12 protein-coding genes are annotated in these 15,193 nt (G+C 67.9%); 6 read left to right on the forward strand and 6 right to left on the reverse strand.

Annotated features, from left to right (window positions below):
* Position 1: 1 nt before the first annotated feature.
* From QQZ11_RS07105 to QQZ11_RS07125, 5 genes are all read right to left on the reverse strand, one after another.
* A complete protein-coding gene (locus tag QQZ11_RS07105; protein ID WP_284549531.1) occupies positions 2-3,001 on the reverse strand; it encodes an alpha-mannosidase in 3,000 nt (999 codons plus the stop codon).
* Between the two features lie 119 nt (positions 3,002-3,120).
* Positions 3,121-4,068, reverse strand: a complete 948-nt coding sequence (locus tag QQZ11_RS07110) for a DUF389 domain-containing protein (protein WP_022911095.1) — start codon at positions 4,066-4,068, stop codon at positions 3,121-3,123.
* Positions 4,069-4,098: 30 nt separating this feature from the next.
* Complete coding sequence (locus QQZ11_RS07115) at positions 4,099-5,001, reverse strand: carbohydrate ABC transporter permease (protein WP_284549532.1); 903 nt, start codon at positions 4,999-5,001, stop codon at positions 4,099-4,101.
* Entirely contained in the window at positions 5,001-5,942 is a 942-nt protein-coding gene (locus tag QQZ11_RS07120; protein WP_284549533.1) for a carbohydrate ABC transporter permease, read from the reverse strand. The genes QQZ11_RS07115 and QQZ11_RS07120 overlap by 1 nt, the downstream gene beginning before the upstream one ends.
* A 14-nt stretch (positions 5,943-5,956) precedes the next feature.
* Positions 5,957-7,297 carry an extracellular solute-binding protein gene (locus QQZ11_RS07125; protein ID WP_284549534.1) on the reverse strand — a complete coding sequence of 447 codons (1,341 nt, stop codon included), beginning with the start codon at positions 7,295-7,297 and terminating at the stop codon, positions 5,957-5,959.
* Positions 7,298-7,554: 257 nt separating this feature from the next.
* Between QQZ11_RS07125 and arfA the strand changes: the two genes are divergently transcribed.
* On the forward strand, positions 7,555-9,060 hold the full coding sequence (gene arfA, locus QQZ11_RS07130; RefSeq protein WP_284549536.1) for an arabinosylfuranosidase ArfA: 1,506 nt from the start codon (positions 7,555-7,557) through the stop codon (positions 9,058-9,060).
* A gap of 50 nt (positions 9,061-9,110) precedes the next feature.
* Positions 9,111-10,148: a LacI family DNA-binding transcriptional regulator gene (locus QQZ11_RS07135; protein WP_284549538.1), complete on the forward strand. Its 1,038-nt coding sequence runs from the start codon at positions 9,111-9,113 to the stop codon at positions 10,146-10,148.
* On the opposite strand, the gene QQZ11_RS07140 is transcribed toward QQZ11_RS07135, so the two are convergent.
* Positions 10,123-11,118, reverse strand: coding sequence for a LacI family DNA-binding transcriptional regulator (locus QQZ11_RS07140; protein WP_284549540.1), 996 nt, complete (start codon positions 11,116-11,118; stop codon positions 10,123-10,125). The two genes, QQZ11_RS07135 and QQZ11_RS07140, sit on opposite strands and share 26 nt — an antisense overlap.
* A 171-nt stretch (positions 11,119-11,289) precedes the next feature.
* On the opposite strand from QQZ11_RS07140, the gene QQZ11_RS07145 reads away from it, so the two are divergent.
* From QQZ11_RS07145 to QQZ11_RS07160, 4 genes are read left to right on the forward strand one after another with little or no spacing between them, the layout of a single operon-like run.
* Complete coding sequence (locus QQZ11_RS07145; RefSeq protein WP_284549542.1) at positions 11,290-12,459, forward strand: PP2C family protein-serine/threonine phosphatase; 1,170 nt, start codon at positions 11,290-11,292, stop codon at positions 12,457-12,459.
* A complete protein-coding gene (locus QQZ11_RS07150; protein WP_284549544.1) occupies positions 12,456-14,447 on the forward strand; it encodes a glycosyltransferase family 2 protein in 1,992 nt (663 codons plus the stop codon). Before QQZ11_RS07145 ends, QQZ11_RS07150 begins: the two co-directional genes overlap by 4 nt.
* Position 14,448: 1 nt before the next feature.
* Entirely contained in the window at positions 14,449-14,790 is a 342-nt protein-coding gene (locus QQZ11_RS07155) for an STAS domain-containing protein (protein WP_022911086.1), read from the forward strand.
* On the forward strand, positions 14,771-15,181 hold the full coding sequence (locus tag QQZ11_RS07160) for an ATP-binding protein (protein ID WP_284549546.1): 411 nt from the start codon (positions 14,771-14,773) through the stop codon (positions 15,179-15,181). The genes QQZ11_RS07155 and QQZ11_RS07160 overlap by 20 nt, the downstream gene beginning before the upstream one ends.
* Positions 15,182-15,193 lie beyond the last annotated feature (12 nt).

Raw genomic sequence — 15,193 nt, forward strand, 5'->3', positions numbered from 1 at the left:
GTCAGGCCCGGCCGATCCGCAGGGTGACGATCTCGAACGGCCGCAGCTCCAGCCGGTCCTGACCCACCAGCGGGCTCCGGGTCCCGGTGGCCAGCGGTCGCTCCAGCAGGTCGGTGGCGACGACCGGGCCGTGCTCGAAACCGACGCCGAGGACGGCGGCCGCTCGTCCCCCACGCGACTCGTAGAGCCTCACGACCACGTCACCGGAGCCGTCCTCGGCGAGCTTCACGGCCTCCACCACCACGGCGGGATTGTCGATGGTGACCAGCGGGTCGACCCCGTGGGCACCCGCCAGTACCCGCGTGGGCAGGTTCTCGGCGTAACCGGCCTCGACCGCGTCACCCACCTCGGCGCCGGGCACCAGCAGGAAGGACAGCTGGTGATGACCCTGGTCGGCATCCGGATCGGGGAACATCGGGGCCCGCAGCAGGGATGGACGGACGGTGGTGACCGAGTTGCCGTCACCATCGGTCGTGCGCAGGGTGTCGTAGCCGTAGGTGCAGGAGTTGGCGAGCGCCACCCCGTACCCGGGCTCGGACACGTGCAGCCAGCGGTGGGCGACGGTCTCGAAGCGGGCCGCATCCCACGACGTGTTCACCGAGGTCGGACGGGCCAGGTGCCCGAACTGGATCTCACTGGTGGCCTCGCGTGCGTGCAGGGCGAACGGCAGGGTGAGCTTGAGCAGCTTCTGCCGGTCGTGCCAGTCGATGTCGAAGTCGAGGTGCAACCCTGCCTCGTCCAGCGTCACCGTCTCGGTGATGGACGAGGCTCCGGTGCTCCGCTCGATCACCACACCGCCCGGAACCGTCGCGATCGACACCACCTCGGTGAGGTCGCGGGTCACCTGCTTGTAGTGGGAGTTGATGTCCCAGGCGTCCCACTCGTTGGGGATGTCGCGGTGCAACTGCAGCAGGTTCGAGACCTGGCCCGGGGGGAGCAGGTCGCGGCCGGCACGCCTGTCGAACAGCCGGGTCACCAATCCGTTGGCGTCCAGTTCGACCAGCAGCGCCTCGTTGCTGAGCGTGAACCCGTCACCGGACGAGGCGACCTCGGCGATGCGCGGTTCGGTGGCCGCGGCGACGCCGAGCGCCGGCACACCGTGGTCGGCGAACGGGCGAGCGTTCAGCACGAACGGGGTCTCACCGGCGCCCAGCAGGATGCGACCGGCCTCGGCGATCAGTTCCTCCAGTTCGGCGGCGATCGCCCCGTAGTGCTGCTCGGCCTCGTGGTGCACCCAGGCGATGGACGACCCGGGAAGGATGTCATGGAACTGCTGCAACAGCACCTGCTTCCAGAGCCGGTCGAACTGTTCCTTGGGCCACGTCGCACCCTCACGGACGACAGCGGTCGTCCACCAGAGTTCGGCCTCGCGCAGCAGGTGCTCCGAGCGCCGGTTGCCAGCCTTGGTGCGGTGCTGCGAGGTGTAGGTGCCGCGGTGGTACTCGAGGTACATCTCCCCGGTCCACGTGTCGAGGTGGCCGTGCTCGGCCTTGGCGGCCGCGAAGAACTCGGCGGGGGTGTCGACCACCACCTTGGGTGACCCCTCCAGATCGGCCTTGCGCCGGGCGGCAGCCATCATCTCTCGGGTGGGGCCACCACCCCCGTCCCCCCAACCGAAGGGGACGAGTGCGTGGGTGGCTCGTCCCTTCTCACGGAACTGCCGCTCCGAGCGGGCCAGTTCCTCGGCGGAGAGGTGGGAGTTGTAGGTGTCGGAGGGCGGGAAGTGGGTGAAGATGCGCGAGCCGTCGATCCCCTCCCACCAGAACGTGTGGTGCGGGAAGGTGTTCGTGTCGTTCCAGCTGATCTTCTGGGTGAGGAAGGAGTCCTTGCCGGCAGCCCGGGCGATCTGCGGCATCGCACCGGAGTAGCCGAAGCTGTCTGGCAGCCAGACGTCCTTGGGCTCGAACCCGAACTCGTCGATGAAGAAGCGGGTGCCGAGCACGAACTGGCGGACCATCGCCTCGGAACCCGGCATGTTGGTGTCGGACTCGACCCACATGCCGCCGACCGGCACGAATCGTCCCTCGGCCACCTTCTCGCGGATGCGCTCGAACAATTCGGGGTAGTGGTCGCGCACCCACTCGTACTGCTGGGCGGACGAGCAGGCGAAGGTGAGGTCGGGGTCCTCGTCCATCAGGGCGATGACGTTCGAGAACGTACGTGAACACTTGCGGATGGTCTCGCGCACCGGCCACAACCAGGCCGAGTCGATGTGCGCATGGCCGGTGGCGTGCACGACGTGGGAACTGCGCCCGGCCGGTGACTCGAGGGCGGGACGGAGCACCTCCCGCCCGCGGGCAGCGGTGCCGGCCAGGTCGTGCGGGTCGACGGCGTCCATCATGTCTTCGAGGGCTGACAGGATCTGGTGGCGGCGGGTCGACTCGGCCGGCAGCACCAGCATCAGCCCGCGCAGGGCGTCGACGTCCTGCGACAACTCCCACACGCCGGTGTCGAGCAAGGCCACCTCGAGGGTGTTCACCACGTAGATGGGGTCAGTGCCAGCAGTGGCCTTGTCGCCGACCGGGGTGGGTTGGTACCAGTTGAACGAGGGGACGACGGGGTTGGCGGCGGCCTCGATGAACAGTTCGAACGACTCCCCGGGGCCGGCATCGAGGGTGACGTAGCGGTTCATCGGCTCGAGCGCCTTGATCAGGGTGCCTTGGGCCGACCACGCGTTGGCCTCGCAGGTGAACCCCGTTCCCCCGCCGGCGAAACCGAGGTCGACGTGCAGTTCGGGCCGCGTGTCGGCCTCCTTGCCCCACCCGACTGGCACGGTGCCGGTGACGTGGAACCAGACGGTTCCCCACGGAGGCCCCCAGGGGGTGCCCACCTCGAAGGGGGCGAACGTCTGGGCAGTGGCCTCGGCGAAACTGACCGGTTCGTCGGGTGCCTCCCAGTGGGTGACCTCGACCCGGGCCCGGTCCCGGTACAACTGCTGGCGCAGACGCTCGTTGATGAAGCGGGTGAGGCGGTGTTCGGTGCGGGCGACGAAGTCGTGCATGAGGAACCAATCCTGTTTCTGCCGGGGCAGGGGAGCAACGGTGCTCGTTTAATCCAAGTCTTGGAGTAATCTCCTGTCAAGGTGTTCGGCAAGACTGGTCACCGCGGCGAGGACCTACGTCAGGGGCGGCGCCGGGCGTGCCAGGTGGCACGCACGCGGGCCCACAGGCGTTGCTGCACGACCAGGGTCAACCAGCCCGCCACGGTCATGGCCGTGAGGTTGATCGCCAACTGCAAACCACTGCCGATCACCTCCGGCCAGGCGCCGAAGACCAGACCGAGCGCCACGTTGGCGGCCGCGGGGATGGTCGTCACCGACACGAACGCACCCGAGAGGCCGTCGCGCTTGCCCGAGGTGATGGCGAGCACACCCGCCGAGGCCGCGATCAGTCCCACGATGATCGACCACTTGTCGGGGGAGTAGATGAAGGCGGTCGCCGGACGAGCACCCGTCACCTGGTCGGAGGTGATCCAGCCCAACCCGCGGCAGATCACGCCGAACAACGCCGTGACGGCCATGGCCAGGCCGAACCCGCCCAGCAGGGTGGCCACTGCTCGTCCGACCATGCCGCGTCGACCGCGCAGCAACCCCACCGCGGTTCCGGCGATGGCCCCGAACTCGGGGCCGAGGATCATCGCGCCGACCACCAGGATCGGGGAGTCGAGCACGATCGCGACAGCGGCCAGCAGGGTGGCCATGCAGATGGTGGTGGCGAACACCCAGGTGAACTGGGAGTCGGCACGCAGCCCCTGCACCACCTCGGCCCACAGCACCGCGTCGGTGCCGTCGCCGGGGGCGGCCCGCTCAGACCTCAGCCCCCGGCTCGAGAGCCACGTCGCCACGGGCTGCACGAGCACGGTGCCGTGTTGGGGCACCTGCGCCTCCCGCAGTCTCTGCAGCAGTCCGTCCCCCGCCTCGCGGGCGATGTCGATGGTGATCACGTCGCCGGGTGGCATGACGGTCTGGCCGCGGGCGACCGCCACCGACGAGATGGCGACGTCGCCCTCACACAGTCCCAGCACGACCTCAGTGAGGTCACTGGGCACCTTGACGGTCACGGTCAGCACGGCGTCAGTGTGTCACGGCCCACCGGCGGGTCAGCCCTTGATGCCGGAGCCCGCCACCCCTTCGACGACCTGTCGCTGGAAGATCAGGAACAGGATGATCAGCGGCAGTGCGCCCAGGATGGACGATGCCTGGATGTCGGCGTAGCGCTGACCGAAGGATCCCTGCACGGTGGCCAGGCCCACGGGGATGGTCATCAGCTTCGGGTTGGTCAGCACGAACAGCGGCAGCAGCAGGTTGTTCCAGACGCCGACGAAGGTGACGATCGACATGGCCGCGATCACCGGCCGTGACAGCGGCAACAGGATGCGGGTGTAGGTCTGCCAGTAGCCGGCACCGTCGATGCGTGCAGCCTCCTCGAAGTCCTTGGGCAGGGAGTCGAAGAAGTGCTTGAAGACGAACACGGCCAGCACCTGCGGAACCTGCGGGAGGATCACCGACCAGTAGGTGCCCAGGATGCCCAGCTGGTTGAGCAGGGCGAACAGCGGGACGATCAGCACCTGGCCGGGGATCATCACGCCGAGCACGATCAGGCCCATCATCACCGCTGACCCCTTGAACTTCATGCGCGACAGGGCATAGCCCGCCATGGTGCACACGAGCATGCTCAGGAAGACCGTGACGACGCCGGTCACGGCGCTGGCGAGGTACCACTGCCAGATGTCGCCGCCCTTCAGCAGGGTCTGGTACGAGGCGGTGGTGAGGTGCCAGTCCTTGACGATGGGGATGGCGCCGAGCGATGCGGTGGAGTTCGCCGTCAAAGAGGTCTTGATCGCCCAGAAGCTGGGGATCAGCCAGATGATCGAGAAGATGATGAGCACGGTCCAGGCGATGATGCCGAAGCTTCGTCCCGAGCCCTTCGAGCCGGGTTGCCGAGCCGGGGGAGCTGCCGCCGAGACACCGCGGGTCCGGCTGGGTGCGGATGTGGTGGACATCAGGCTTCCTTCCTCGAACGGATCCGGTCGATGGCGACACGGACGAGGGCCACGATCAGGATGACGAGGAACAACAGCACCGAGGCGGCCGATGCGGCACCGACGCGGTAGTCGGTGAAGGCCGTGTTGGTGACCAGCTGCAGCACCACCTCTGTCGAGATGCCCGGGCCGCCCCCGGTCATCAGGTACACCTGGTCGAAGATCTTCAGGCTGGCGATGATCTGCAGGAGCACCACCAGTTGGGTGGTCGGGCTCAACATGGGCACCGTGATGCTGCGGATCTGCTGCCACGGGGTCGCCCCGTCGACGGCTGCGGCCTCGTAGAGCTCTCGGGGGATGTCCTGAAGACCGGCGAGGTAGAGCACGAAGTTGAACCCGATCGTCCACCAGATGGTGGCGATGGCGATGCCGATCATGGCCAGGTGTGGGGTGGCCAGCACCGGTGACGGTGAGTCATTGCCGAACCACTTCTGCACCTGGTTCCACAACCCACTGTCGGGGGTGTAGATGAAGTTCCAGATGATGCCGATCGCAGCGCTGGGCAGGATGAACGGCAGGAAGAAGGCCAGCCGGAAGAACCACTGGCCCCGGCGCACCCGGTTGGCGAGAATGGCCAGGACGAACGCCAGCAGGACCAACGGGACGACGGTCAGGATGGTGAACCAGATGGTGTTCCACATGGCCACCCAGAATTCGTGCTTCGAGAGCATCTCGGCGTAGTTGGCGCCGCCGGCGAATGAGCCGAGACCCTTGTGCACGAGAGTGGTGTTGAAGAAGCTCGAGATGACCATGTAGATGACGGGCCAGATCAGGAACAGGACGTACAGGACGGCGAACGGGGCCAGGAAGGCCCAGGCGATCCTGGTCTCCCTGGGGGCAGCCTCGCCCGTCTTCCTCCTACCGGTCTCCTCCGACCGGGCAACAGCGGTGGTGGTGCTCATTGGTGGTCCTCCTCTCAGCCCAGCGGGTCTGCGGTCTTGGCATAGGTGGACAGTTGACTCCGGGCGGAGTCGAGGGCCTGTTGGGGGCTCGTGAGTCCCTGTTCGACCAGTCCGATCTGTGCGCCGATGATGTTCTCGAAGGTCGAGCCAGAACCCGAGTACCAGGCCTGTGCGTCGTAGGTGACCGTCTTGACCACGTCGGCGTAGTTCTTCTGCGGCTCGAGGCTGGTGAATTCCTTCGACTGCACGGCCGGCACGTAGGCGGGCACGTGGCCACCCTTGGCCCAGGCGATGGACTGGTCGAGCATCGCCTTCACGAAGCCCATCGCTCGCTTGAGCTGCGCCTCGTCCCGGTTCATCCTCGGCAGCACGAAGGTGTGCGAGTCGCCCTGGGTGGCGGCCTTGTCGAACAGGGTGGGGATGGCTGTCATGCCGAACTTCAGTCCCTTGATGGACTGCGCCGTCGTGATCTCCCAGACGCCCATCAGGTAGAACCCAGCCTTGCCCGTGAACATCAGCGTCTGCGCTCCCGGGTAGTCGGTGTTCTTGGGCATCAGCCCCGCCTTCGTCCACTTCTGCATCAGCGTCAGGGTCTTCAGCGCCAGGTCCTCGTTCCACGACAGGTCGCGACCCCCGTCTGAGAGGAAGGGGGTGGCGCCTTCCTGCTGGTGGTAGAGCGTGGTGAGCCAACGCCAGCAGCTCGCGGTGTCGCCGATCGTCGGCACCGCGCAGCCGAACTGTCCGGTCACCTTCTTGGCGGCCGTGAGCGCGGCCTCCCACTGGTCGAGCCCGACGATGGGCTTGAGCTTGTCACCGTCCATCAGGCCCGCCTTCTGGCAGACGTCCACGTTGTAGTAGAGGACGAAGGGGTGCGTGTCGAGGGGGATCGTGTACTGCTGGCCGTCGACCTGGCCCGCCTTCCACGGGATCTCGCTGAAGTCGGTCGGCTTCAGCCCCGCCAGGGCGAGCATGTCGTCGGTGATCGGCTCGAGCAGGCCGCCGCGGGCCAGGTTGACCGCGCGGGTGGCGTGCGAGATGGCCACGTCACTCGGATGCCCGCCCAACGTGGCGAGGGTGACCTTCGTGTAGTACGGGTTGCCCCAGCTGAAGGTCGCCGCTTCGAGCGAGTTGGGCCCGTGGGCCTTGCGGTAGACGTCGAGCATGCCCTGCAGGCGAGCGCCGTCGCCGCCGCCGAACAGGTTCCAGAACTGGACGGTGCCGGGGGCGACCTCGCCGCCGGCGAGGCCGGCTGACAAGGTGCTGCAACCGGCCAGTGAGCCGGACAGGCCGACGGTCGCGGCACCTGCGAGCAGACCGCGACGACTGAGGTGTGGGAAGCCACCGGATGGACTCATCAAACGTGGCTGTGGATCGGGCACGTGCATGGTTCTGACCCTCCTTTGGGTCTCGGTGCACCCAAAACGAAACATCTTCCCCCGGGCCGTGTCAAGGGATTCCGGGCAAAATTGTGAGCGTTCACATCGATGGGCCGTCCTCCTTGACAAGCACTGTCCGAGCGGGGGAGTGTCGTCGCACAGGAATGCACACCAAGGGCCACCGATGCGGACCACCCCACGCGGACGCATCCAGCCCATCCGGAAGGAGCACGACCATGGCGGTCGCCAGCCTCGTCATCGACCCTGCGTTCACCGTTGCCCCGGTGCGCCGCCGCACCTTCGGCTCCTTCGTCGAGCACCTGGGTCGCTGTGTCTACACCGGCATCCATGAGCCCGACCACCCCACTGCCGTGGCCGGGGGGTGGCGCGGCGACGTGCTCGACCTGGTGCGCGAACTGGGGGTCACCCTGATCCGTTACCCCGGGGGCAATTTCGTCTCGGGGTACCGCTGGGAGGACGGTGTCGGTCCGGTCGACCGACGTCCCTCCCGGCTCGACCTCGCCTGGCACTCGATGGAGCCCAACCGTGTCGGCGTCGATGAGTTCATGGCGTGGTGCGAACTGGCCCACGTCGAACCCCAGATGGCCATCAACCTCGGCACCCGGGGGGTGCAGGAGGCGCTCGACCTGCTGGAGTACACCAACGTGCCTGCCGGTTCGCACTTCGCCGAGCAGCGTCGGGCCAACGGCGTGGCCGACCCGTACCGGATCAAGCTGTGGTGTCTCGGCAACGAGATGGACGGCCCCTGGCAGATCGGCCACAAGACCGCCGAGGAGTACGGACGGATCGCGGCGGAGGCCGGCCGGGCCATGCGCATGATCGACCCGGACCTGGAACTGGTGGCCTGTGGCTCCTCGTCGCGGGCGATGCCCACCTTCGGTGAGTGGGAGCGGGTCGTCCTGGAGGAGTGCTGGGAGCAGGTCGACATGGTCTCGGCCCACGCCTATTACTACGAGGACGAGTCCGGTGACCTGACCAGCTTCCTGGCCAGTGCCGTCGACATGGACCGGTTCATCGAGTCGGTCGCGGCGACGGCGGACGCCGTGGCGGCGGCGCGCAAGAGCGACAAGGTGGTCGGGATCAGCTTCGACGAGTGGAATGTCTGGTACCAGCAGCGTGCGGAGTCCCGTCCGCCGACGGGTGACGAGTGGCCGATCGCACCGGTGCTGCTCGAGGACCACTACACCGTGGCCGACGCCGTCGTTGTCGGAGACCTGCTGATCTCGCTGCTGCGCCACTCCGATCGGGTGTTCTCGGCGAACCTGGCCCAACTCGTCAACGTGATCGCGCCGATCATGACCGAACCCGGTGGCGCCGCCTGGCGGCAGACGACCTTCCACCCGTTCGCCCTGACCGCGCGCCACGCCAAGGGTGACGTGCTGCGGGTGGCGCTCGACTCACCCCGGGTCAAGACAGCGAAGTTCGGTGAGGTCGACATGGTCGATGCCGTCGCGACGCACGACCCGGACACGGGGGCGACGGTCGTCTTCCTCGTCAATCGATCCGTCGACCAGACGGTGAACCTCGAGGCGGCCGTGCGTTCGGGGGCGGCGACCCTGTCGGAGGCGCTCACCTACACCTCCGACGACCCCTACTGGACGGCCCGTGCCGACGACCAGAGCGTGCTGCCGAGCGCCAATGACTCCGCCCAGTGGGAGAACGGCACCCTGGCGATCGAGCTTCCCCCCGTGTCGTGGACGATGGTGAGGCTCGCCGGCTGAGACCGGGCCCGTCCGGGGCCGCGTGACGGGCAGTGAGGGAGGAGCCACGCATGAGGAACGGGCGTGCCGTGTCGATGGCCCAGGTGGCGCAGCGGGCGGGGGTCTCGCACCAGACCGTTTCGAGGGTGTTGAACGCTCCCGAGCTGGTGCGCGAACCGACCCGGCTGCGCGTGCAGGAGGCGATCCGCGAGCTCGGGTTCCGACCCAACCTTGCGGCGCGCGCCCTCGTCCGGGGTACGACGACCAGCCTGATCGGCGCGGTCTCACCCGGCAATGCCTTGTTCGGCCCCAACCACCTGCTCGCAGCGATCGACCGGGCCGCCCACGCCCATTCCTTCGCCACCGTCATCGGCACCCTGCCGGAGGCCGACCTCGAGGCGGCCCACGCCACCTCGGAGCGGTTCAGGGTGATGGGCGTGCAAGGTGTCGTCTTCATCGCCGTCGGACCACCCACCGCTGCGCTGGCCTCGACCCTCGCCGACGACCTGCCGGTGTGCGTCATCGCCCCGCACTTCGACGACCCACGCGTGTCGGTGATCGGCGTCGACCACGCCGCCGGCGCACGAATGGCGGTCGAGGAGTTGGTCGCGGAGGGACGGCGCCGGGTGACCCACGTGGCCGGTCCCCAGGGCTGGTTCGACGCGGACGTGCGTGCCGCTGCTTGGCAGGAGGAGACAGCGCGACTGGGAGTCCGCGGTGACCTGCTGCCCGGGGGATGGTCTGCTGGTGACGGCTACGCCGCTGCCGCGGCGGTGCTCGCGGCTCACCCACGACCCGACGCCGTGTTCTGTGCCAACGACCAGGTGGCGCTCGGGCTGATGAGGGGTCTGGCCCATGCCGGGGTCAGCGTGCCGGACGACATCGCCGTGGTGGGGTTTGACGACGTCGACGGGGCCGACCACTTCTCCCCCTCGCTGACGACCATCCGGCAACCCTTCGCCGAGGTGGGGGAGCGGAGCATCGAGGTGTTGTGGGCGATGATCGGCGGTGCCCCGCCGGTGCGCGAGCTGCTGGCGCCCACCTTGGTCGTCCGTTCCTCGAGTCGAGCCAGGCAGGCGGCGCTCAGCGGGCCGCGGCTGCAACCCTGAGCGTCGAGGGCCGCGGGCCGGTGGACTCACGGAAGACCGCCGTCGAGTCCAGAGTCTCGTTGACCCGGGTGAGCCCCTCGTCGGCCAGGAGCCTTCGGATCGCCCGCTGGCCCAGTTCGATGGCGTGACCGTCGATGGTGGTCAGCGCCGGTACTGACATGCGCGTCAGCTCATTGTCATGGCCGACGACCGAGAGATGTCGGGGAACCCTGAGGTCGAGTTGGTGCAGTCCCACCACCACGCCCTGGGCCATCATGTCGTTGAAGCAGAGTGCGGCCGTCGCCCCGGTCTCGAGAACGGCCGTCGTCAGGTCACGTGCGGCGGCCAACTCGGGGGGTGAGTGGGGCATGACCACGAGTTCTGCACCCAACTCCGCGCACACCGCACGAAGGCTGGCCAGTCGGTGCCTGGCGATCCAGAACTGCTCGGGGCCCGGCAGATAGGCCAGTCGTTCGTGTCCCAGGTGCAGCAGGTGCTCGACGACCTGGACCTGCCCCGGTCGCGACTCCTGGCGAAGGCTGGCGACGCCGCTGACCTCGCGCTGGATCAACACCAGCGGGGCCTGGTCGGCGATGCGCCGCAGGGTCTCGTCGTCCGAGCCCGCCCCCACCAGGATCAGGCCTTGGGCGAGGCCAGACATGGTCTGCGACCACTCGTCCTCGTGGCTGGGCTGGTTGTCGGTGTCACCGACGGCGAGCCACAACCCGTGGTCGTACGCCTCGGCCTGGGCCGCCTTGATGACCGAGGTCATGAACGGCGTGGTGATGTTGGTCACCAACATGCCGATGACGGGAGACCTGCCGGTGATCAGCGCCTTGGCGAGCGGATTGACCTGGTAGTTGAGTTGCAGGGCGACTTCCCTCACCCGAGCCACGGTGTCGCGATTCAGTCGCTCCGGATGGGTGAAGGCGCGTGACACCGTTGACACCGCCACCCCCGCCTCCCGGGCGACGTCCTTCAGTGTTGACAATCCTTCTCCTAGCGCCAGAGCCCCCTGTGGCCTGGCCCCATCCTACCCCTGGGGGTGAGCTGGAGTGCCATGGCGCGGCGCCGCGCCCGTTTCGGGTCACCGGCGTGGACGGTCTGCCCACACAGGTTCCCCGGTTCAATTCTGATGTGCGTGTGAGGCATAGTTCTCGCCATGGACACCCCCGAGTCCGAACGCTTGCGCGCCCTCCGCGCGATGAATGTGCTGGACACCCCCCGCGAGGAGCGATTCGACCGTGTCGTGCGCTTGGCGCGCGCCCTTTTCCACGTGCCGATGGCTGCCATCACGCTCGTGGACGAGGACCGCCAGTGGCACAAGGCCAACGCCGGATTCGCCCGCGAATTCACCGAAGGCCCGCGCGACCAGTCGTTCTGCCACCACACCATCCAGCGATCGTCCGTGATGGAGGTGAAGGACGCCACCAACGATGCCCGCTTCTCCGACAACCCGGCGGTCACCGGTGACACCCACGTGCGTTTCTACGCCGGCCAACCCCTGCACGCTCCCGACGGCGAGCGGATCGGGGCGTTGTGCATCGTCGACACCAAGCCCCGTGACCTCACCCCGGACGAGGAGGAGGTGCTGGTGGAGATGGCCCGCTGGGTCGAGGGGGAGTTGTCCTTCCAGCGCGACATCGCGAAGGCAGCCGAGATCCAGCAACTCCTGATGCCGAACCGGGCGCCGACGTGCGAGGGCTACGACCTGGCCGGACTGTGCCTGCCCGCCCAACAGGTGGGCGGTGACTTCTTCGACTGGTACGAGCTCGACCACGGCCTGCAGATCCACGTCGCCGATGTCATGGGCAAGGGTGTGGGGGCTGCCCTGATCGCTGCCTCCGTGCGGTCGATGTTCCGTGGAGCCTCGCAGTTCAACGACCAGGAGGCCACCATCAACAAGTCGGGCCGGGCGCTCGAGCCAGACCTGTCGAGCGTGGACGCGTTCGTGACGGTCTTCAGTGCCCGCCTCGAACCGGAGTCGGGACGACTCAGCTACGTCGACGCCGGGCACGGACTGGCGGGCATCGCAGGCCCCGGGGGCAGCTACCGCACGCTGAAGACCTCAGGTCTGCCGTTGGGGGTGTTGCGCGACGCCCACTGGCGGGCACACGAGACCACACTGGCGCCCGGTGAGAGCCTCGTCATCGTCAGTGACGGCTTCCTCGACCACTTCCAGACCGTCGATGCCGCCATGGAGCGTGCGGCGGAGGCCGTCCACGCGGGCGGCAGCGCCCAGGTCATCGTCCAGCGATTCCGTTCCTTCGCCAGCACCCACGCCATGACCGATGACGCCACGGTGGTCGTCCTCCGAAGAGAGCTCACATGACCCGCCTTCTGCTGACCAGGATCATGGTCGTCCTCACGCTCACCTTCGGCACCGTCTACGTGGGCTGGAGGTGGCTGTTCTCGGTCAACTGGCACAACTGGTGGATCGCGGTCCCGCTGGTGCTGGCCGAGACCTATGCGCTGATCGACGCCTACCTGTTCGGCCTGACGGTCTGGCGGCTCCGGCTCCGCGGGGAACCCAACCCTGCCCCGGCGGGGGCAACGGTCGACGTGCTGATCACGACCTACAACGAGCCGGTCGAGATGGTGATGGCGACCGCCCGGGCCGCCCAGAAGATCAGCCACCCGCACCAGACCTGGGTGCTGGACGACGGTGCCCGCCCCGAGATGCAGCGAGCGGCGGAGGTGGCCGGGGTCGGCTACATCACCCGCAGCGACGACTGGATCGACCGTCCGCGCCACGCGAAGGCCGGCAACCTCAACAACGCGCTGTTCGTGACCGAGGGCGAGTTCCTGCTCATCCTCGACGCCGACCAGGTGCCCGACCCCCAGATCCTCGATCGCACGCTCGGCTACTTCGACGACCCCAAGGTCGCGCTCGTCCAGACCCCGCAGTGGTTCTCCAACGTCACCGACTGCGACCCCCTCGGCAGCCAGGCCCCGTTGTTCTACGGCCCGATCCAGCAGGGCAAGGACGGCTGGAACGCCGCCTTCTTCTGCGGCTCGAATGCCGTCATCCGTCGTGAGGCACTGATGCAACTCGGCATCGTCGGCTACGTCAAGGAGGTCGAGACGGGGGTGCGACAGGCCATGCGTGCCGCCCAACGCATCCTTCGGCGTACGGCGCGCACGGCCGGGCGCTACGGCGCACCCACGGTGCGTGCCGTCGAGTCGGTGAGCGCGGCGCTCAACGTCGCCAACAAGCGGCTCTCCGACGGGGATGACCTCTCGTCGATCACCTGGGACTTCCACCGGGCCGTCGACGTGGCCTCGCGGTCGGTGGTGCAGGAGGACATGGCTGCCATCGAGGCCGACCTGAGGGCGCTGACCGATCTGCCGGTCGAGATGGACGGCGAGCTGGGTGGGGTGATCGTCGACGAGGTCGCCCTGGACGAGTTGTCGAGGCGCGAGTTCTCCCCGCTGGGCGCCCTGGAATCGGTCAAGGCCCTGGTCGGGGCGGTCGACGTCGATCGCGGTCACGAGGCCCAACCCCTGTTGCCGTTGGCGACCATCTCGGTGACCGAGGACATGGCCACCTGCATGCGGCTGCACGCTGCCGGCTGGGCCTCGGTCTACCACCACGAGACCTTGGCGCGTGGCCTCGCACCCGAGGACCTCGGAACCATGCTGACCCAGCGCCTGCGGTGGGCGCAGGGCACCATCCAGGTGATGGTGCGCGAGAACCCCCTGGTGCAGCGCGGTCTGTCGCTGGGTCAGCGGCTGATGTACTTCGCGACCATGTGGAGCTACCTGTCGGGGTTCGCGGCGGTCATCTTCATGCTCGCCCCGGTGCTCTACCTGGTCGCCGGCGTTCTGCCCGTGCAGGCCTTCGGGATGGAGTTCCTGCAGCGCTTCCTGCCCTACATCATCGCCAACCAGTTGCTCTTCGCCGTGGTGGGTTACGGGGTGAAGACCTGGCGTGGGCAGCAGTACAGTTTCGCGCTGTTCCCCGTCTGGATCCGCGCCTGCTGGACCGCGACGGCCAACGTGCTGTGGGGTCGTCCGCTGGGCTTCGCGGTGACGCCGAAGACCCGCCAGGGTGGTGACTCGTTCCCGTGGCGGCTGGTGGTGCCGCAGCTGATCGCGTCCTTGGTGCTGGTCGTCGCCTGCGTCATCGGCGTCGTGAGGCTGTGGACCGGGTCGAGCTCGAGCATCGTCGGCACCGGTGTCAACGTCGCGTGGGTCGCCTATGACCTGCTCGTCATGAGCGTCATCTTCAAGGCGGCCCTGTACCGCCCCACACCCCAACCATCCTCACCGCAATCATCCGCCCCCCAACCATCCACCCCCCATTCACAGGAGGACTGACATGGACATCCACAAGGACCATCGCGACGGAGTTGCCGTCATCGGCTGCGACGGGCGACTCAACATGGTCTCGGCGCCGTCGTTGCGGGCAGCACTGAAGTCCACCATCGCCGAGGGCGGTACCCGGGTCGTCATCGACCTCGCTGACACCTCGTTCATCGACTCGTCCGGTCTGGGTGCGCTCGTCGGTGGACTCAAGGACGCCCGGCAGGCCGGGGGGGACCTGCGGATCGCGGGCCCGTCCCAGCAGGTGCTCACGGTGCTGCAACTCACGAACCTCAACCGGGTGCTGCGCCCGTACGCCACGGTCAAGGAGGCCACGGATGGCTGGTCCCATGCCTGACGACTACGAGATCGCCGGACTGGCGGTACCCGAGTCCATCAACGAGTTGCACGACCTGCTCGAGCGCGTGGCCGCGGATCACCCGCATCTGGACCCGGGCGATCTGATGATGTTCGAGACCGCCGTCATCGAGGTCGCCGGCAACGTCGTCGAGCACGGTCGTCCGAAGGGCAAGGTGGTCTACCGCTTCACGCTGGGCGTCCGACCCGACCGCATCGTCGCCCACATGCGGGAGGCCAGCGACGCCATCCCGCAGTTCTCCCAGGACTCGGCAGACCAGCTGGACGAGAGTGGTCGCGGGCTGGCGCTCTCCCGCGCCGTGCTGGACGAGATGAGCTACCGTCGCGCCGACGGCGAGAACATCTGGACGCTGGTGCGCAACCTGGCGTGAGGGTCGGGCGAG

This window comes from Aestuariimicrobium sp. T2.26MG-19.2B (assembly GCF_950101875.1).
Taxonomy (GTDB): domain Bacteria; phylum Actinomycetota; class Actinomycetes; order Propionibacteriales; family Propionibacteriaceae; genus Aestuariimicrobium; species Aestuariimicrobium kwangyangense.